The 17964-nt window shown below is 44.5% G+C and carries 19 protein-coding genes; 15 read left to right on the top strand and 4 right to left on the bottom strand.

Features of this window, described 5'->3' with window-relative positions:
- Positions 1 to 205 precede the first annotated feature (205 nt).
- From rfaD to coaD, 13 genes are all read left to right on the top strand, one after another.
- Positions 206 to 1138 (top strand): ADP-glyceromanno-heptose 6-epimerase, encoded by a 933-nt coding sequence (rfaD, locus tag M977_RS11345; protein WP_064515027.1) that lies wholly within the window; start codon positions 206 to 208, stop codon positions 1136 to 1138.
- A gap of 16 nt (positions 1139 to 1154) precedes the next feature.
- Complete coding sequence (rfaF, locus tag M977_RS11340) at positions 1155 to 2204, top strand: ADP-heptose--LPS heptosyltransferase RfaF (RefSeq protein WP_064515025.1); 1050 nt, start codon at positions 1155 to 1157, stop codon at positions 2202 to 2204.
- Complete coding sequence (rfaC, locus tag M977_RS11335; protein WP_064515022.1) at positions 2204 to 3175, top strand: lipopolysaccharide heptosyltransferase RfaC; 972 nt, start codon at positions 2204 to 2206, stop codon at positions 3173 to 3175. Before rfaF ends, rfaC begins: the two co-directional genes overlap by 1 nt.
- A gap of 26 nt (positions 3176 to 3201) precedes the next feature.
- A complete protein-coding gene (gene rfaQ, locus M977_RS11330) occupies positions 3202 to 4263 on the top strand; it encodes a putative lipopolysaccharide heptosyltransferase III (RefSeq protein WP_064515020.1) in 1062 nt (353 codons plus the stop codon).
- On the top strand, positions 4263 to 5390 hold the full coding sequence (locus tag M977_RS11325; protein WP_064515018.1) for a glycosyltransferase family 4 protein: 1128 nt from the start codon (positions 4263 to 4265) through the stop codon (positions 5388 to 5390). Before rfaQ ends, M977_RS11325 begins: the two co-directional genes overlap by 1 nt.
- The gene (gene rfaL / locus M977_RS11320; protein WP_064515016.1) at positions 5390 to 6625 is read left to right on the top strand and encodes an O-antigen ligase RfaL; all 1236 of its coding nucleotides are present in this window, start codon (positions 5390 to 5392) and stop codon (positions 6623 to 6625) included. The genes M977_RS11325 and rfaL overlap by 1 nt, the downstream gene beginning before the upstream one ends.
- Before the next feature lie 65 nt (positions 6626 to 6690).
- Positions 6691 to 7692 (top strand): glycosyltransferase family 9 protein, encoded by a 1002-nt coding sequence (locus M977_RS11315; RefSeq protein WP_342446874.1) that lies wholly within the window; start codon positions 6691 to 6693, stop codon positions 7690 to 7692.
- Between the two features lie 14 nt (positions 7693 to 7706).
- A complete protein-coding gene (locus M977_RS11310; protein ID WP_064515125.1) occupies positions 7707 to 8810 on the top strand; it encodes a glycosyltransferase family 4 protein in 1104 nt (367 codons plus the stop codon).
- Positions 8807 to 9979, top strand: coding sequence for a glycosyltransferase (locus M977_RS11305; RefSeq protein WP_064515014.1), 1173 nt, complete (start codon positions 8807 to 8809; stop codon positions 9977 to 9979). The genes M977_RS11310 and M977_RS11305 overlap by 4 nt, the downstream gene beginning before the upstream one ends.
- A 1-nt stretch (position 9980) precedes the next feature.
- Entirely contained in the window at positions 9981 to 11111 is a 1131-nt protein-coding gene (locus tag M977_RS11300) for a glycosyltransferase (RefSeq protein WP_064515012.1), read from the top strand.
- 163 nt (positions 11112 to 11274) lie between these two features.
- Positions 11275 to 12549 carry a lipid IV(A) 3-deoxy-D-manno-octulosonic acid transferase gene (gene waaA / locus M977_RS11295; protein ID WP_064515010.1) on the top strand — a complete coding sequence of 425 codons (1275 nt, stop codon included), beginning with the start codon at positions 11275 to 11277 and terminating at the stop codon, positions 12547 to 12549.
- Entirely contained in the window at positions 12549 to 13325 is a 777-nt protein-coding gene (locus M977_RS11290; RefSeq protein WP_064515008.1) for a glycosyltransferase family 2 protein, read from the top strand. Before waaA ends, M977_RS11290 begins: the two co-directional genes overlap by 1 nt.
- The gene (coaD, locus tag M977_RS11285; protein WP_064515006.1) at positions 13322 to 13810 is read left to right on the top strand and encodes a pantetheine-phosphate adenylyltransferase; all 489 of its coding nucleotides are present in this window, start codon (positions 13322 to 13324) and stop codon (positions 13808 to 13810) included. The genes M977_RS11290 and coaD overlap by 4 nt, the downstream gene beginning before the upstream one ends.
- A 29-nt stretch (positions 13811 to 13839) precedes the next feature.
- Here coaD and mutM read toward each other — a convergent pair whose 3' ends face one another.
- The 4 genes from mutM to radC all read right to left on the bottom strand — a co-directional run bounded on the left by mutM (position 13840) and on the right by radC (position 16033).
- Positions 13840 to 14649: a bifunctional DNA-formamidopyrimidine glycosylase/DNA-(apurinic or apyrimidinic site) lyase gene (gene mutM / locus M977_RS11280; RefSeq protein WP_064515004.1), complete on the bottom strand. Its 810-nt coding sequence runs from the start codon at positions 14647 to 14649 to the stop codon at positions 13840 to 13842.
- 72 nt (positions 14650 to 14721) lie between these two features.
- On the bottom strand, positions 14722 to 14889 hold the full coding sequence (rpmG, locus tag M977_RS11275) for a 50S ribosomal protein L33 (RefSeq protein ID WP_002208990.1): 168 nt from the start codon (positions 14887 to 14889) through the stop codon (positions 14722 to 14724).
- A 13-nt stretch (positions 14890 to 14902) separates the two neighbouring features.
- A complete protein-coding gene (gene rpmB, locus M977_RS11270) occupies positions 14903 to 15139 on the bottom strand; it encodes a 50S ribosomal protein L28 (RefSeq protein WP_034461465.1) in 237 nt (78 codons plus the stop codon).
- 216 nt (positions 15140 to 15355) lie between these two features.
- Positions 15356 to 16033: a RadC family protein gene (gene radC, locus M977_RS11265; RefSeq protein ID WP_064515002.1), complete on the bottom strand. Its 678-nt coding sequence runs from the start codon at positions 16031 to 16033 to the stop codon at positions 15356 to 15358.
- 164 nt (positions 16034 to 16197) lie between these two features.
- Between radC and coaBC the strand changes: the two genes are divergently transcribed.
- Both coaBC and dut read left to right on the top strand, forming a co-directional pair.
- Positions 16198 to 17409, top strand: a complete 1212-nt coding sequence (gene coaBC, locus M977_RS11260; RefSeq protein ID WP_157092066.1) for a bifunctional phosphopantothenoylcysteine decarboxylase/phosphopantothenate--cysteine ligase CoaBC — start codon at positions 16198 to 16200, stop codon at positions 17407 to 17409.
- A complete protein-coding gene (gene dut / locus M977_RS11255) occupies positions 17387 to 17845 on the top strand; it encodes a dUTP diphosphatase (protein WP_064514998.1) in 459 nt (152 codons plus the stop codon). The genes coaBC and dut overlap by 23 nt, the downstream gene beginning before the upstream one ends.
- Positions 17846 to 17964 lie beyond the last annotated feature (119 nt).

Below are 17964 nucleotides of genomic sequence, written 5' to 3'. Positions count from 1 at the left end.
AGGCATGGCTAATTTCGGCACATATTACCCAAACCTATACCAGGACACGAGATTACGCTTCAATGAAATTGAAATTTGCAGCATAAATCACGAGGCTGAGAAACTTCCTCATATTAGGCGGGTCCACGAATGTAATGGTATGATAAGAGCCATTAGCGCGTGAGGTATTGTGCCTTACGGCCCTCTTTTTTTAAGGTTTTCGCTTATGATTATTGTCACCGGCGGTGCTGGCCTTATTGGCAGCAACATCATTAAGTCACTGAATGATATCGGCCATACTGATATTCTGGTGGTCGACAACCTGAAGGATGGCACTAAGTTCGCCAACCTCGTAGATTTAAATATTGCCGACTACATGGATAAAGAAGACTTCTTAATCCAGATTATGGCCGGTGAAGAATTCGGCGATATAGAAGCAATTTTCCATGAAGGTGCTTGTTCTTCCACCACTGAGTGGGATGGCAAGTACATGATGGATAATAACTATCAGTACTCAAAAGAAGTTCTGCATTACTGCCTTGAGCGCGAAATTCCGTTCCTGTATGCCTCATCTGCTGCAACTTACGGCGGCCGCAACAGCGATTTTATCGAGTCTCGTGAATTCGAGCAGCCGCTGAATGTTTATGGTTACTCCAAATTCCTGTTCGACGAATACGTGCGCCAAATCCTGCCTGAAGCTAACTCCCAGATCACTGGCTTCCGTTACTTCAACGTCTATGGGCCACGCGAAGGCCATAAAGGCAGTATGGCAAGCGTTGCGTTCCATCTGAACACTCAGTTGAACAACGGCGAAAATCCAAAACTGTTTGAAGGCAGCGATAGCTTTAAGCGCGACTTCATTTACGTGGGTGATGTTGCAGCGGTTAACCTGTGGTTCTGGCAGAACGGCGTATCCGGTATTTATAACTGTGGTACCGGTCGTGCGGAATCCTTCCAGGCCGTTGCTGACGCAGCCCTGGCATTCCATAAAAAAGGCAGCATTGAGTACATTCCGTTCCCGGAAAAACTCAAAGGCCGCTATCAGGCATTTACTCAGGCCGACTTAACCAATCTGCGTGCCGCAGGTTACGACAAGCCATTCAAAACTGTTGCCGAAGGCGTAACAGAATATATGGCCTGGCTGAACCGTGACGCATAAGCAGGTAGCCTGACGCATGAAAATACTGGTGATTGGCCCATCATGGGTGGGCGACATGATGATGTCGCAAAGTCTCTATCGCACGCTCAAGGCGCGCTATCCCCAGGCAATCATTGATGTGATGGCACCGGCATGGTGCCGTCCATTGCTGTCACGTATGCCAGAAGTTAACGAAGCGTTGGCGATGCCACTTGGGCATGGCGCTCTGGAGATTGGCGAACGTCGCCGTCTTGGACACGCCCTGCGAGCTAAACGTTACGATCAAGCCTATGTGCTGCCAAACTCATTCAAATCTGCACTGGTTCCTTTCTTTGCCAATATCCCACAACGTACCGGCTGGCGCGGTGAAATACGCTATGGGTTGCTCAACGACGCCCGCGTGCTGGATAAGCAAGCCTGGCCATTAATGGTCGAGCGTTACGTTGCGTTAGCATATGAGAAAGGGGTAATGCAGTCGGCTAAAGACCTCCCCCAGCCGTTGCTATGGCCTCAGTTGCAAGTCAATGAAAGCGAAAAGCTTCAGACGACTGCTGCATTTAGCCTCGATGCCAAACGCCCAATTATTGGTTTCTGCCCTGGTGCTGAATTTGGTCCGGCGAAACGCTGGCCGCATTATCACTACGCAACCCTTGCTGGCAAACTCATTGATGATGGCTATCAAGTTGTGTTGTTTGGTTCGGCAAAAGATAAAGAAGCCGGGAATGATATTGTCGCCGCGTTAACCACGCAGCAGCAGGCGCATTGCCGTAATCTTGCGGGTGATACCGCTCTTGAGCAAGCCGTTATACTCATCGCCGCTTGTCAGGCTGTAGTGAGTAATGATTCAGGTTTGATGCACGTTGCCGCAGCGCTCAATCGCCCACTTGTTGCGTTGTATGGCCCAAGCAGCCCGGACTTTACACCACCGTTATCGCATAAGGCGCGCGTTATTCGCCTGATTAGCGGCTATCACAAAGTGCGTAAAGGCGACGCCGCAGAAGGCTACCATCAAAGTTTGATTGATATTACTCCAGAGCGAGTAATGGAAGAGCTTACAGCTCTGCTGCTAGCGGAGAACGAAGCGTAATGCGGGTATTAATCGTCAAAACATCTTCAATGGGCGATGTGCTACATACCTTGCCTGCGCTGACTGACGCAATGAATGCCATTCCTGGTATCCGCTTCGATTGGGTAGTAGAAGAAGGCTTTGCGCAAATCCCTGGCTGGCATCCAGCTGTCGATAAAGTTCTTCCAGTGGCGATTCGTCGCTGGCGTAAAAGCTGGTTTTCAACCGCAGTGAAAGCCGAGCGTGCGGCATTCTACCAGGCGCTACGCGCCGAAAATTACGATCTCATCGTTGATGCCCAGGGATTAATAAAGAGCGCTGCTCTGGTGACTCGTAAAGCCCGTGGGACAAAACATGGTATGGACTGGAATAGCGCCCGTGAACCGTTAGCCAGCCTCTTCTACAATCGCCGGCATTCAATCGCGAAACAGCAGCATGCCGTTGAAAGAACTCGTGAATTGTTTGCCAAAAGCATGGATTACCAGAAGCCAGTGCAACAGGGTGATTACGCTATTGCCAGTCACTTCCGCGTACAAACTTCCAGCATTGACTCACCGTATGTAGTATTCCTTCACGCTACAACTCGCGATGATAAGCATTGGCCAGAATCTCACTGGCGTGAACTTATTGAGTTGATGCAACATACTGGATTACAGGTACGCCTCCCTTGGGGAGCGGAGCATGAACAACAGCGTGCGCAGCGTTTAGCTCAGGGGCTCGAGTATGTTGAGGTTTTGCCACGGCTGAGTCTGGAAATGGTTGCTCAGCAGCTTGCTGGGGCTCGGGCTATTGTTTCTGTTGATACAGGACTTAGCCATCTTGCAGCTGCTCTTGATAAACCTAATATCACGTTGTATGGCCCAACTGATCCTGGTCTGATTGGTGGTTATGGAAAAAATCAGACTGTTTGTCGGCCTTCAATTAGTGATTCTTTACAAGACCTATCCTCTTCTGATGTTTTTAAACTCATGGCTTTACCACTTTCAAAGTGATTTATACAATGACTACTGGGGTTTTTATGCGTGAATTTAAACGTATTCTAGTGACAAAATTGAGACATCATGGTGATGTACTATTGAGTTCACCAATCTTCACGACCCTACGTCGCTATTATCCCAATGCACAGATTGACGTTATCGTATACGCCGAAACCGCAGATATGCTGACGCTGCACCCTGCAATTGATAATGTTCTGATTATCGATCGAAAATGGAAAGATCTTGGTTTGTGGGGGCATATCAAAAAAGAAATCGCTTTGATTCGCCATATAAGAAACCAACGTTATTCACTCATTCTTCACCTCACTGAAAGTATGCGCGGTTTCTGGTTTGCACAATTTGGTAATATTCCAACAGGTGTGACCTTCGAAAATGATAATAGAAAGAAATTATTTTTCTGGCGTAAAAGATTTCAAAAACAGGTAAAACGAATGCTTCATCGCCATACTGTTGAAAGCCACCTGGACACATTACGTGTACTTGGCTTACAACCAACAATGGAAGAACGCAAACTCGTTCTGGTAGCAGGTGAAAGCGCACAATTTTCAGTAACAGAAAAACTTACGGCTGCAGGATGGAATAATCAACCTTATGTTGTCGTCCATCCCACTTCACGTTGGATGTTTAAATGTTGGAATGTTGACGATGTCGCAGCAACTATGGCGCATCTCTACGCTCAAGGTAAAACTGTTGTGCTGAGCGCAGCCCCTTCTAAAGCTGAGATGAGTATGGTAAATGAGCTTTGCGCCAATATTCAGAGTCCATTTATCAATTTAGCTGGATGTTTGTCTCTTAAAGAATTAAGTGCATTAATTGAAAATGCCGAAATGTTATTTGGTGTAGATTCTGTACCAATGCATATTGCTGCGGCAATGCAAACTCCTGTTGTTGCTATCTTTGGGCCTACTGGAGATAAAGAGTGGGGTCCATGGATGGTAAAAAGTAAGGTTGTCTCTTCCACCAAACATCCTTGTCGCCCCTGTGGCCAGGCAGGTTGCGCAAATAGCCATGTTTGTGATTGTTTGGTACAATTACCGAGAAGCCAAGTTATAGAGGCTATAAATTCTATTCAGGTAGATTAATGAAACTTGCTATTGTCAGACAAAAATATAGACCTGATGGAGGTGCTGAGAGGTTTGTTTCTCGGGCTCTATCAGCCTTGAGCAAAAAAACAGATTTGGACATTACAATTATCACCCGTCAATGGGAAAATAATTCTCAGGCTAATTATAATGTGATAACTTGTGATCCATCTGCAAAAAATCGCTTACAGCGAGAAGTAAGTTTTAGTAAAAATGCTAGTAAGTATTTTAGTAGCTTTGATATTGTACAAAGCCATGAACGTATTCCAGGTTGCACGATTTATCGTGCCGGGGATGGTGTTCATAAAGTGTGGTTAGAAATACGTTCGCGTGAAATGAATTTTTTACAGAAAATAGCATTACGCTTTTCTATATTTCATAATTACTTACTAACTCAGGAAAAGGCGATGTTTGAACACCCATCGCTTAAACGAGTTATCTGCAACTCAGAGATGGTGAAAGAAGAGATTATTGAGAACTTTTCTATTGCACCCGAAAAGATAAATGTTATCTATAATTGCATTGATACTTCTATTTGGAACCCTGATCTCACCGTAAATTATAGAAATTTAATGCGCGAACGTTACAATATCCCGCAACAAGCAATGTTACTTTTATTTGTGGGTTCAGGGTTTGAACGCAAAGGACTTGATATTGCAATTAAGTCTATTTCTGCACATTCAAATGTTTGGTTAATGGTTGTTGGTAACGATACAAAGTCATCTCGATATATAAAAATAGCTGACAACTTAGGTTGCAAGTCTCGTGTTATTTTTGCCGGGGTGCAAAAAGAAACCCCTCCATTTTATGCTATGGCAGATGCACTAATTCAGCCAACTCAATACGATCCTTTCCCTAATACTATATTAGAAGCAATGGCCTGTGGATTACCTGTTTTAACCTCCCAAAAATGTGGCGGGAAGGAATTTATTGATATTGGTGTTAATGGTTTTGTATTTGATGCTCTTGATTGGAAATCTTTCTCTAATGCTATAAATAGTCTTGAAAATGATTTTGATTTTGATTTGGCAAGAAAGATATCATATGAGAAAATAGAAAAATTAAGCCCGGTTTTCATTTCTGAAAATCTTTACAGATTGTACAATGAAATTGTTGAGAACATTTAATGAATATTAAAAAGTCTTTAATCAATTTGCGAACGGAGTCCTTTCCACTCGTTTTAGTTTTTTCGTTTATTGCGTTAAGTTTCTTACCTGATGTAACAAGATTAAAGAATCTTTGCATCATCTTAATAGGTGTTATGACAATTATTCATATAATCAAAGATTATCGCACGGCGATTAGTACATTAAATAATGCTCTTTTTTTTAGTGTCTGTTTTTTTACCATCGCAATGATATATTCAGTTATTATCTCTATTGACCCAATTCAAAGTCTTAAAAGCATCAACAAGCCAGTAATTAATAGTCTATTCCTGTTCTCATTTCTCATTCCCATTGCGCTTTATAAACAGAAACCTGAAACAATAGCAAAGTTAATAATTTCGAGTTTTTCATTAGTGTTCTTAATGCTATTAGCACAAGATCTATTTCTTTATATAGAAGATTATCAAAATGGCATAGTTGCATTCACAAACATGTCACACCGTTATTTTTCTGATGGATATGTTTTTTGCTCCCCCATTGCTCTGTGTTTATGGCATATATATAAAAAAAATACAGTCTTGCATTGGGTTTGTTTTTTGGTCACCTCATTAATTATGATCGTTTTTATGCTAGGTACACTTGCCCGTGGTGCATGGCTTGCGGCTCTCATTATGAGTGCAATTATTATTATTATTAACAAAGAAAAAATCTTGGCTCTATTGAGTATACTTCTTTTAGCCTTTACAGTTATTTTCTTGAGTTATTATAATGGTTCTGATGGTCATCTATTAACGAAAAAACTCGAACAAACTGACAGTAGTTACCGCTATAAAAATGGGACTCAGGGAACTGCACTTGAATTAATTATGAAAAATCCGATAAAAGGCTATGGTTTCGGAAATGATGTATATCATGAAGTATACAATCAACAGGTAAAGAACAATCCACAGTGGGTATTTAAACAATCATTAGGCCCACATAACGTGTTTCTTGCTATTTGGTTTGCCGCTGGTTTTTTTGGAATCTTGGCAATAGCTATAATGGTAGCATCTGCGATAAGAACAGCATTGATTATATACAATAAAAAACAAAATATTTTAATTTCTCAGGCGGCACTTCTCCTTATAACATCATTTTTTGGATGGTTGATTATTAGAGGGAATGTGGAAAATGTTTATCTAAATATATTAGGGATTCATTTTGGCCTACTTATAGCTCTATCATTTAGTTGTAAGTCTGTAAATACAGAGCAATAATTAACGCAATAGATGAGTGGATGCCTATAATATTAGGTATTAATCTACTAATAGGAGAAATTATAGTGACCACATTTATGCATCCGAAAAAAATTCTAGTTATCAATGTAGCCCGATTTGGAGATACATTATTAATAACACCGATACTAAGAGCCTTAAAAAAAAAATGGCCCGAAGCATCATTGGATGTATTCGCTCACAGAAAAACCGCATCCATTCTTGAAAACTCTCTTTATATTAATAGCATCAAACCTTTTTCTAAAAACAAGGCTGTCTGGGCAAAAATCTTCGCACAAAAGCAATACGACCTTGCAATTGTGTATGGAACCGATAAAGCTCTGGTTGATTATGCTAAATGTGTTTCATCTATGACAGTATCTTTTTCACATGAGAGTGGAGATTCGCACTGGTTAACAGTTGCACCACCAGAACGACTCATGTCCGCTCAGCAGGAGCGAGCATTGCTCGTAGAAGCTATTGGTGTAACCATTTCAGAATGGCAATTAGATTATGTAGCCACTGCTGATGAAATACAGGTTGCAAAAGAATTTCTCACCCAGCAGGGGATAACTGACAAAAAACTCATTGGGTTTCAATTACAGAGTTTTCCTGCAAAGTCTTACCGTGATTGGCCGGTAAGATATTTCGAAGAAATTGCACATCGTATATGCAAAGAATGGCCTAATAGCCATATTTTATTACTCGGCGGACCTGAAGGTAAATCAGCCGCAGATGCGCTAGCACAGAAATTGGGCAGTATCGCAACATCACTGGCCGGGAAATTGACTATGCGACAAAACGCAGCGGTTATGACACAACTGTCACTTTATTTGGGTGTCGATACGGGTCCTACACATTTGGCTGGCGCATTGGGTATTCCAATGGTGGCGATGTATCATTGTTTCCACCCAGGGCGCTATCTCGCGCCACAACAACACCCACAATTGATTGTTATTGAGCATCCAGTTGATTATGCTCACGCCAGTCGCGAAGAACCAATGTCCAAAATTAGTATAGAAACGGTATGGACGGCTCTGAAAGCGCTGCTATCGAAATCAAATCAATAGGGAAGATTATTGTTATGAGAATTGGCTTTATTGATGTCACTATTACGACGTCTTATGGCGGTATCCAAACAGCAGTTTGGGAACTTGCCAAATCTCTGGCAGCCCTTGGCCACGAGGTCTTTTTGTATGGTGGTGAGGGTACTATACGCCACGATACTTCTGGTTTAGCCATGACTGTCAGGACTTTCCCTTATACTCCTCGTGAAAAAGTGTTCAATCTTGGTCGACGATTTCAGCGTATCTGGGAACGTGGTTCGATGGCTCGCTATGCTAAAAAAACAGTGGCCGAGGATAATTTAGACTGGGTTATTCTGACCAAACCTTTCGATTTCTTCTGGCCACATATAATGCCTCATGGAAGCAAAACTCGTTTTTGTTATATGAGCGGTGGCACAAGTTTCTTCAAATTTGACCGTAAGCTAAGTGCACGTATTGATGCATGGGTTGCATGCAGTCAATTCAATGCCTGGCAAATTCAGCATCATTTTAAGCAGTTTGCTCACGTCATTTACAATGGTGTTGATACGGTAAAATTCCAGCCTGCTGCTAATAATATCCGCCAACAGCTTGGGATAAAAGACGACCATTTCCTTTTGGTTTTTGCTGGTCGTCTGGTTGGCTGGAAAGGACTCGACTACGTGATAAAAAGTTTGGCATTACTCAACGATGAAAAAGTACGTTTTTTGATTGTGGGGGATGGCGAATATTTAACCAAATTACAATCTCAAGTCAAAAACCTTTCACTTGAGGAGAACGTCATTTTTCATGACCCAGTAAAACATGAAGAACTCCCTGCTTTCTATAATTGCGGTGATGCAGGTATTTTTCCGAGTGTGGGAGATGAAGCTTTCGGAATTACAATTGCAGAAGCAATGGCATGCGGCAAACCAGTGATCGGCAGCTATATCGGTGGAATTCCAGAAGTTATAGGGAATGAGGGGACTGCAGGTTTGTTAGTTTCTCCTGGACATCCAGAGCGCATCGCTGATGCTATATCTCAGCTTATTGAAAATAAAGATAAGCGCCTGACAATGGGACACAATGCACGGCAGAGAATTGAAGATCTGTATACCTGGAAACACTCGGCACAACGTTTATTGAAGGCACTCGGAAAATGATCAAATTAGCTTATATCGATCCCTACCCTGTTCCTGATACACGTGTCGCTTCACTGCAAATTTTGCAGAATATCGATGCATTCGCTCGACAAGAGTTGGAAGTTTTCCTGGTAACCCCCAAAAGCCACATAAGTACAGAAAGCCTGCTTGGCCGATCTGTTTCAGCGGGCGTAACATTTTTCCCATTAAAAGATCCACGCAAGAAATGGTATTTTCCATTCAATACGCAAAAAATATTCTTCTTTAATGTATTGAAATGGCTTAAAAAAAATCAGGTCGATGCAATTTATACACGTAATTTAAAGATGGCGCGTTTTCTTCTAAGCAAATCACTGAAGATACCCGTGATTTTTGAAACTCATGAAATTTTCGCCCAGAGTTTTAAAGAAAGCCATGACCTGGCTAGTAAAACCAATCGACGAAAATACAATAACTTATTAAAAAATGAGCATTTTGTTTACCAAAATGCAGCGGCGATTATTGTTCTCACTTCATTTTTGAAAGAAGATATTTACAGCCATTATAGTGTCGATACTCCATGTGTGATTGCTCCAGATGGCGTAGATAGTATTGCAGCTCAAGAAGCTTATGCTTCGTCGCCTCATACAAGAAAAGAACCTAGCTCAATTTTCTATTTAGGTAGCCTGCATCCATGGAAAGGATTGCCTATAGCTATCTCTGCTATGCGTCACATTACTGGTGCAAAGCTGACTATTGCTGGTGGGAATGCTGAGCAAATTGAAAAATTGTCTGCCTTCGCTCATCAAGAGGGTGTTGCACAAAAGGTTGAATTTTTAGGATATATAAACCCTCTTCACCGCTTTAGCGAAATAGCACAACACGATATATGTATATTACCCCTGACGAAAACAAGCATCGCCAGTAGATATACTTCTCCACTTAAATTATTTGAGTATATGGCAATGAGAAAATCTATTGTCATTGCCGATTTACCTTCTATTCGCGAAGTTGTGGATGAGACGAGTGTCTTCTTCGCACAGAGTGAAAATAGTGATGACTTTGGCGTTGTACTTCAACAAGTTGTTGATGACAGAATAGAGTCAGATAAACGAGCAGCTAATGCACTGGAACTTTCTCGCTCTTTTACCTGGGATCATCGTGCACAAGTCATTGCTAAAACCATTCATAACATACTGCATAAATTTTGATATGAAAAAAACGTTGATTTTTACCGTACCGCCAATTCATCCCATTCCCCCACACCACGCTGCTGCCGTAGAATGGTGGGTTTACAATGTCGCTAGTCGATTGAATACTCCGTCAGAAATTGTTTGTATTCGCCAGGGCGAAATACAACAAGAAATTGTTAACTCAAACTGTTCCATATATAGGATTAAAATAGGTAATGCCTACAAAAGAGTATTTCAAAAATGGACTCGTTGGGATCCACTTTCATATGCATGGAGGATTGCACAACGTATAAAAAAAATAAATGGTGGGCAAAAAAATCTTATAGTTCATAACTCTATTTCACTTTATATAAAAATATCACGCTACTATCCTGTGCAAAACATGATTCTCCATATGCATAATATTCAGGATACGACGGCATTGAATGCCCCAATAAAAATTATTACTCCGAGTGTTTTTTTAGCTCAATGGTATCAAAATAGAGTACCTCAAGCTGAAGTAAAAATAATACCAAATGGCATTGATGCTGAACTGTACTCTGGGCATGATCGCTGGACACGCAACAAGCTGAATTTAGCAGAAAACGATACTGTAATTCTTTATGCTGGAAGGTTGTCACCTGAGAAAGGGCCTTTGGAGTTAATGCAAGCAATTGACCTTCTCAACACACAAAGACATCCTTTAAAACTAGTCATTATTGGTGATCCTCGAGCTAACAATGAAGGGCATAGAGCTGAGTATCAAAAGCAGATCCGTGAGATGGCTCAGAAAATGGGCGATAAATGTATACTCGCGGGAAGCGTTGCACCAGCAGAAATGCACAAAGTTTACTCTATCGCCAATTTAACGGTTGTACCTTCACGCTTTGAAGAACCTTTCTGTATGGTGGCATTAGAATCCATGGCATCGGCTATTCCTGTTCTCGTTAGTCCGCGGGGAGGAATAACTGAATTCGTCATCGAAGGTGAAACAGGATTTCATTTACGGGAACCACTCTCTACAGAGTCAATTGCTCAAGATATTATTACTACCCTCAATCAACCGATGCTTGAAGACATTGGACAGTTTGCAAGCAACAAAATTATTGCAGAATATGATTGGCAAACGGTAGCTAACAAGCTTGCTCGAACACTGGAAGACTGGGTGTAACGTAAACATCTTTTGCGCTAATTTGTTCGATAAACCATCTAACACTCTGTGTTTTTTTAATAGTATTAACTCATTAACCACGCAGTGCTCAGCAAAGGGATAGCTTTAAGCTTCCCGAATGCTTAGAATTTGCCCGCCGATAATGAAAATACGGAAAATTCGCTTGGAATCGTTGTATACCGCCCTGTTCTACCTTATCCAGCCCCTTGTGTGGCTGCGACTATTACTCCGTAGCCGTAAAGCTCCCGCGTATCGTAAACGCTGGGCGGAACGCTACGGTTATTGCCGTGGAAAAGTGGAGCCCGATGGTATTCTTCTGCATTCAGTTTCGGTAGGTGAGACACTGGCGGCAATTCCGTTGGTGCGAGCCCTACGCCATCGTTACCCAACGATTCCGATTACCGTCACCACGATGACCCCTACCGGCTCTGAACGCGCTCAGTCGGCGTTTGGGCAAAACGTGCATCACGTCTATTTGCCTTACGATCTCCCCTGCGCCATGAAGCGCTTTTTCAACACCGTGCGCCCGAAATTGGTCATCGTGATGGAAACCGAGCTGTGGCCAAACATGATCAACGAATTACATAAGCGTAAAATCCCGTTGGTCATTGCCAATGCCCGTCTCTCTGCCCGTTCGGCAAATGGATATAAAAAACTGGGTAAATTTACGCGCCGTCTGATGAGCAAAATTACCCTCATCGCCGCGCAGAATGAAGAAGATGGCGGACGTTTCATCGAACTAGGATTGAAACGCTCGCAACTGACTGTAACCGGCAGCCTAAAATTTGATATCTCTGTGACTCCAGAGCTTGCCGCGCGCGCGATTACGTTACGCCGCCAGTGGGCCCCGCATCGCAAAGTTTGGATTGCTACCAGCACCCATGATGGCGAAGAGAGCATCATTCTTGATGCCCACCGCCAGTTGCTGGCCAAATTCCCTGATTTATTACTCATTCTTGTCCCGCGCCATCCGGAACGCTTTAAAGACGCACGGGATATGGCTCAGAAAGCTGGTTTCAGTTACATCATGCGCAGCAGCGGAGAAAAACCGTCCAACAGCACGCAAGTGGTGATTGGCGATACGATGGGCGAACTGATGATGCTGTACGGGATTGCCGATCTCGCCTTTGTTGGCGGCAGCCTGGTTGAGCGTGGAGGCCATAACCCGCTGGAACCGTCTGCTCATGCAATTCCGGTCTTAATGGGCCCGCACACCTTCAATTTCAAAGACATTTGCGCCAGATTGCAGAATGCTGATGGGCTGATTACCGTCACCGATGCCAACTCATTGGTCAATGAAATCACCACTTTGCTGACTGATGAAGATTATCGTCTTTACTACGGTCGCCATGCAGTTGAAGTGCTTCACCAGAATCAAGGCGCACTGCAGCGCTTGTTACAATTACTGCAACCGTATCTGCCGCAACGGAGCCATTAATGCCCAATCGTTTGTCCGTCGTGATGATCGCTAAAAATGCGGCAGACGTATTGCCAGAATGCCTGGCTTCAGTTTCATGGGCAGATGAGGTGGTGTTGCTGGATTCAGGAAGTACCGATTCTACCGTCGAGATAGCCCTTCAGGCAGGTGCAAAGGTTTTCATTAATGAAGACTGGCAGGGCTTTGGCAAACAACGTCAGCTCGCACAGAGCTACGCCAGCCACGATTATATTTTGATGATCGATACCGATGAGCGCGTCACACCCGAACTGGCCAGCACACTCAAAGCGGTACTAGAAAATCCTCAGCAAGATACTGTTTACAGCATTGCACGCCGCAACCTATTCCTCGGACGCTTTATGCGCCACAGCGGTTGGTATCCCGATCGTGTGACTCGCCTCTATGCCCGTTCGCGCTATAGCTATAATGACAATCAGGTTCATGAATCTCTAGAAGCACCCGGCACAAAGGTTGTCCCACTTAAAGGGGATTTGCTCCATTTGACCTGCCGTGATTTCGCAAGCTTCCAACGCAAACAGTTAAATTATGCGACCGCTTGGGCGCAAGAGCGTCATCAACGCGGCAAACGAGTCTCTATTGCAGGTATTTTTGGTCACACCTTCGGAGCATTTTGTAAAACTCTGTTGTTGCGTGCTGGTTTTCTCGATGGGAAGCAGGGCTGGTTACTTGCGGTCGTCAATGCACAATACACGTTTAACAAGTACGCTGAACTCTGGGCACTGAATCAAAGCTACACGGAAAACAAACCTCTATGACCACCCGAGCGATTTACCCGGGCACGTTTGATCCCATTACCAATGGTCATCTGGACATCGTGACTCGCGGTGCGATGATGTTCGATACTCTGATTCTGGCGATTGCGAACAGCCCGCATAAAAAAACCCTCTTCACACTGGAAGAAAGAGTTCAGCTCGCGCAAGGTGTTACAGCACATTTGCCGAATGTTGAAGTGGTTGGGTTTAGCGATCTGATGGCGAACTTTGCGAAGACCCAGCAGGCGAATGTCCTGGTCCGTGGGCTACGCACAGCGGCAGATTTTGAATATGAGATGCAGCTGGCTCATATGAACCGTCATTTAATGCCAGAGCTTGAAAGCGTATTCCTGATGCCGTCGAAGGACTGGTCTTTTGTCTCTTCATCGCTGGTAAAAGAAGTCGCCCGCCATCATGGTGATGTTGCACACTTCCTGCCGAAAGCAGTTTGCAAAGCGTTACTGAAAAAAATCAATCAGCCTCAATAGCATTCGAGTTGCATGATGACGGGTGATAATTAATGCTGGCAGTGGCGGCAATAAAAAGTACTGCGCTGCCCATGCTTGCTGATAATAATTGGTGCACCACAAACCCTGCATGGTTCACCTGCCCGTCCGTAAACCTGTAATTCCTGAGCGAAATAGCCTGGCTTACCATCAGACTGCAGAAAATCTTTAAGTGTCGTACCACCTTGCTCAATCGAGCGAAGCAGCACTGCTTTAATCGTCTTAACCAGTAAATCACATTCTGTTTGAGACAATGACTGCGCAGCTCTATCCGGATGGATCCCCGCAGCAAACAGCGATTCGCTGGCGTAAATATTACCCACTCCCACCACAAGCTTGTTATCCATCAGCCACGGCTTAATGGCGATTTTCTTTTTCGCGGATTTTTCACGCAGATAATCAGCCGAAAACTCGTCGCTCAGTGGCTCTGGGCCAAGATGTGCCAGCACATTGCTACCTTCAAGCTCTTTCGCCCACAGCCACGCGCCAAAGCGGCGTGGATCTGTATAGCGCAGGACTTTACCGTTACTCATCACCAAATCGACGTGATCGTGTTTTTCAGCAGGATAATCTTCAGGAAGAATGCGCAGGCTACCCGACATGCCAAGATGGATAATAATCCAGCCATCGGGAAGTTCGAGCAGCAAGTATTTAGCGCGACGCTGCACACTTAAAACGGGTTTATCACTCAGAGCATGGATTTCATCAGAGACAGGCCAACGCAGTCGACCATTACGCACGACAGCATGCAAGATGGTTTCACCAACCAGATGCGGCTCTATACCACGTCGGCTGGTTTCTACTTCAGGTAACTCAGGCATAAATCCTCCGCACTCTAAGTCCTAAAACAAAAAAACCCCGCCGAAGCGAGGTTTTCATCAAAGACACTAAAATTATTTAATTTTAGCTTCTTTGTACAGTACGTGTTGACGGACAACTGGATCGAATTTTTTCAATTCCAATTTTTCCGGCTTAGTACGCTTGTTCTTCGTGGTGGTATAGAAGTGACCAGTACCAGCAGAAGAAACCAGCTTGATCTTCTCGCGAACACCTTTAGCCATGACTTAGTTCCTCTTAGTACTTCTCGCCACGGGTACGCATATCGGCCAAGACCGTTTCGATACCCTTCTTATCAATTACACGCATACCTTTAGCAGATACACGCAGTGTGACAAAACGCTTCTCGCTCTCAACCCAAAAACGGTGAGAGTGCAGGTTCGGCAGGAAACGGCGTTTGGTCGCGTTCATTGCGTGGGAACGGTTATTACCGGTCACCGGACGCTTGCCAGTAACTTGGCAGACTCGGGACATGTCTATTCTCCAAAAATCAAATTAGCTCGAGCTTCGTATAGGGTTATGGCGCCTCGTCAGGCCGCAAGCCTGGTCCCTGGCGGTTCAATGTGAACCACAGTTCCAGGCGCATAATGCCAAAACCCGAGATTCTCAAAGGTGGCGTAGTATACGCTGCCTAACGCATGTGCTCAAGTCCCGAACAGACAAAGATCCCCAAGGATCGCGCAATTCGTCTTAAATCCACCCACGTTCGGCAAAAGAAACGTACTCTCCACGGCCAATAACAAGGTGATCGAGCACTTGAATTTCCATAAACAGGCAAGCTTTTACGATACGTTCAGTAATAACACGATCAGCTTTACTCGGTTCTGCTCGACCAGACGGGTGATTATGCGCGAGTATTAACGCCGCTGCATTGGATTTCATCGCTTCACGCACAATTTCTCTCGGATGAACCTCAACATGGTTCAATGTTCCCGAAAACATAGGGCAATGTTTAATCACCCGATGCTGATTATCCAAAAAAATAACCATAAAGATCTCACGCTCTGCAGTGGTCAGTTGGCTTTGGATGAAATCCCTTACGGAATCAGGCCCCTTGAGCGTTAGCTCCTCAACACCTCGCGAATAGTAATAACGCCTCGCCAGCTCAGCAATGGCATTCAACTGGGTGTATTTTGCGCTCCCAATACCTTTCACATCCTTAAATTGCGAATAATCAGCCGACAGCAGCCGACTTAACGACCCAAACTGATGCAGTATGCTTTGCGCAAATACCATGACATTCATGTTTCTGCAGCCAGTGCGTAAAAAAAGTGCCAGTAATTCCACATCAGATAATGAGCTAGCCCCAAATTTCAAAAGCTTTTCCCGCGGCATATCCGCTTTGTCTTGCCTCAATGATTCGTCCATCAGAACCTCCCTGCCCTTCGTTATCACTATTTAGCACAACTCGAGCAATGCACACGACTCGCAGATATTCTCCATGCGGGATGTCTCGCAAACTGCAAAAAGTCGATACCGAATGAGTGTGGTAAAATATTTAGATGACTGTGACTTCTGGTGGAAAAATCATGATTGGGCTTGCTGGCAAAAAAATTGTTCTGGGTGTGAGTGGCGGTATCGCTGCTTACAAAACGCCAGAACTGGTACGCCGTCTGCGCGAACGCGGCGCTGAGGTTCGGGTAGTAATGACTGAGGCCGCCAAAGCCTTTATTACACCACTGAGTTTACAAGCCGTTTCAGGTTATCCCGTATCAGATAGCTTGTTAGATCCCGCAGCAGAAGCGGCTATGGGGCATATCGAATTAGGCAAATGGGCTGATTTAGTTATTCTTGCACCAGCGACAGCTGATTTAATTGCTCGCATTACCGCAGGGATGGCAAATGACCTGGTAAGCACAATTTGCCTTGCGACACCCGCACCCGTTGCCGTTTTGCCAGCCATGAACCAACAAATGTATCGGGCTACAGCAACTCAGCACAATCTTGAGGTTTTATCTACGCGCGGCCTATTGATCTGGGGGCCTGATAGCGGCAGCCAAGCCTGTGGCGATATCGGTCCTGGCCGTATGCTCGACCCATTAGCGATTGTTGAGATGGCCGCGCAACATTTTACTGTCATCAAAGATCTGCAACATCTTAATGTCATGATTACCGCAGGCCCAACTCGTGAACGCCTGGACCCGGTGCGTTACATCACCAACGATAGCTCGGGAAAAATGGGCTTCGCAATTGCGGCTGCAGCGGCAGCACGTGGTGCAAATGTGACATTAATTTCCGGCCCTGTTTCTTTGCCAACCCCACCATGGGTAAAACGCATTGATGTCACCACGGCCCTCGAAATGGAAGCCACGGTTCAACAACATGTCCAGGGGCAGCAAATTTTTGTTGGCTGTGCGGCTGTTGCAGACTATCGTGCCGCCGCAGTTGCTGAAGAAAAAATCAAAAAGCAAGGCGATGAAATCACAATAAAAATGATAAAAAACCCGGATATTGTCGCCGGTGTCGCAGCGCTTTTAACTCATCGTCCTTATGTTGTTGGGTTTGCCGCCGAAACAAATAATGTGGAAGAATACGCCAGGCAAAAACGCGTGAGTAAAAACCTCGATCTGATTTGTGCGAACGATGTTTCACAAGAAGGTCAGGGATTTAACAGCGAAAACAATGCATTGCACCTTTTCTGGCAGGATGGAGATAAAGTCTTACCTCTTGAGCGTAAGGAACTCCTTGGCCATCTTTTACTGAACGAGATAGTTACCCGTTATGATGAAAAAAATCGACGTTAAGATTCTGGACCCACGCGTTGGCCAACAGTTCCCGCTGCCGACTTATGCAACTTCCGGCTCCGCAGGTCTTGACCTACGTGCCTGTCTGGATGAGGCCGTAGAGCTTGCTCCAGGTGTAACTAAGCTTATTCCAACCGGGCTGGCTATCCATATCGCCGATCCATCTCTGGCAGCAGTCATTTTGCCTCGTTCAGGACTTGGTCATAAGCATGGCGTAGTGTTAGGCAATCTTGTCGGGCTGATAGACTCTGATTACCAGGGTCAGTTAATGGTTTCCGTGTGGAACCGTGGACAAGACCACTTCACCATTGAACCCGGCGAACGCATTGCACAAATGGTGTTTGTGCCTGTCGTTCAAGCTGAATTCAATCTGGTTGAAGATTTCGACTCCAGTGACCGAGGCGAAGGCGGTTTCGGCCATTCTGGTCGCCAGTAACTTCGTTTATAAACGTAACCCCACAGCGTAAAAAATGTGAAAAAACCGCAAACTTTAAGTTTGCGAGCGCTGTGTGGCTACTTGCCTGACAAGTGCGTTATTTCAGGGGTATTTTAGAA

The organism is Buttiauxella gaviniae ATCC 51604, from assembly GCF_001654835.1.
GTDB lineage: Bacteria > Pseudomonadota > Gammaproteobacteria > Enterobacterales > Enterobacteriaceae > Buttiauxella > Buttiauxella gaviniae.
The sequence above is the reverse complement of the archived record's forward strand: the minus strand, read 5'-3'. Positions and strand labels throughout refer to the sequence as shown.

Excerpts from the sequence above, each read along its gene's own strand:
- mutM (WP_064515004.1), bottom strand. The coding sequence starts at position 14,649 with ATGCCTGAGTTACCTGAAGTAGAAACCAGCCGACGTGGTATAGAGCCG.
- M977_RS11325 (WP_064515018.1), top strand. The coding sequence starts at position 4,263 with ATGAAACTTGCTATTGTCAGACAAAAATATAGACCTGATGGAGGTGCT.
- M977_RS11310 (WP_064515125.1), top strand. The coding sequence starts at position 7,707 with ATGAGAATTGGCTTTATTGATGTCACTATTACGACGTCTTATGGCGGT.
- rfaL (WP_064515016.1), top strand. The coding sequence starts at position 5,390 with ATGAATATTAAAAAGTCTTTAATCAATTTGCGAACGGAGTCCTTTCCA.
- M977_RS11305 (WP_064515014.1), top strand. The coding sequence starts at position 8,807 with ATGATCAAATTAGCTTATATCGATCCCTACCCTGTTCCTGATACACGT.
- rfaQ (WP_064515020.1), top strand. The coding sequence starts at position 3,202 with ATGCGTGAATTTAAACGTATTCTAGTGACAAAATTGAGACATCATGGT.
- rpmB (WP_034461465.1), bottom strand. The coding sequence starts at position 15,139 with ATGTCCCGAGTCTGCCAAGTTACTGGCAAGCGTCCGGTGACCGGTAAT.
- rfaD (WP_064515027.1), top strand. The coding sequence starts at position 206 with ATGATTATTGTCACCGGCGGTGCTGGCCTTATTGGCAGCAACATCATT.
- dut (WP_064514998.1), top strand. The coding sequence starts at position 17,387 with ATGATGAAAAAAATCGACGTTAAGATTCTGGACCCACGCGTTGGCCAA.
- radC (WP_064515002.1), bottom strand. The coding sequence starts at position 16,033 with ATGGACGAATCATTGAGGCAAGACAAAGCGGATATGCCGCGGGAAAAG.
- M977_RS11300 (WP_064515012.1), top strand. The coding sequence starts at position 9,981 with ATGAAAAAAACGTTGATTTTTACCGTACCGCCAATTCATCCCATTCCC.
- M977_RS11290 (WP_064515008.1), top strand. The coding sequence starts at position 12,549 with ATGCCCAATCGTTTGTCCGTCGTGATGATCGCTAAAAATGCGGCAGAC.
- rfaF (WP_064515025.1), top strand. The coding sequence starts at position 1,155 with ATGAAAATACTGGTGATTGGCCCATCATGGGTGGGCGACATGATGATG.
- rpmG (WP_002208990.1), bottom strand. The coding sequence starts at position 14,889 with ATGGCTAAAGGTGTTCGCGAGAAGATCAAGCTGGTTTCTTCTGCTGGT.
- rfaC (WP_064515022.1), top strand. The coding sequence starts at position 2,204 with ATGCGGGTATTAATCGTCAAAACATCTTCAATGGGCGATGTGCTACAT.
- coaD (WP_064515006.1), top strand. The coding sequence starts at position 13,322 with ATGACCACCCGAGCGATTTACCCGGGCACGTTTGATCCCATTACCAAT.